Below are 581 nucleotides of genomic sequence, written 5' to 3' on the forward strand. Positions count from 1 at the left end.
TCGAGCGGTTGCGGTTGGCAGCGGTAAAAAGCGCCACCTGATACAGCTTATTCCCCGGGGCTGATGCCACAGTCGTCATTACTTCAGCCCTCCTTCAGGAAGCGACCCCAGCTGCTCCAGAAGCGCGTCTATTTCAGCATTCGTCATACCGCGCATAATCCCCGCGGCCTCTGAATGAGAAGCGCCAAGTAACCGTTCAAAATTATCACCGGTTCCGACGGAAGCCGTGGTGCCTAAATCTGACGGGGAAGCAGGTACTGCCTGCTCCTGTTCAGCGGTCTTCACTTTCTCTTCCGCCGTTTTCCGGATATCCGTTTTGTCTGCCTTGTTGTCAGCAGACGACTCACTGACTTCACCGAAAGCAACCTGCGTACGACGGGCCACTTCAGCGAAACGTTCAGTGAGCGTTTTGTCTTTCCATGCGGGGTCATTCTGGAGCTTCCCGTCGATGGATACAGCAACCGAGAAGCGATCTGGATCGGACTCCTGCCACGTTTTCAGCACCGGCACGGCATTCATCGCATCAAGAACCGGTGATAAATCCTCACCACCATTACCTTCTGCCTCCTGTGCTGATTGCT

At 54.7% G+C, this 581-nt stretch carries 1 protein-coding gene; it reads right to left on the reverse strand.

Translation table 11 applies throughout. The annotated features are described in order from the left end of the window. Window positions 1-78: 78 nt before the first annotated feature. Window positions 79-581 (reverse strand): hypothetical protein (locus Y887_RS17885; protein WP_046965636.1); only part of this gene is annotated, 503 nt, incomplete at its 5' end.

The sequence above is a fragment of the Xanthomonas pisi DSM 18956 genome (assembly GCF_001010415.1).
Lineage (GTDB): Bacteria > Pseudomonadota > Gammaproteobacteria > Xanthomonadales > Xanthomonadaceae > Xanthomonas > Xanthomonas pisi.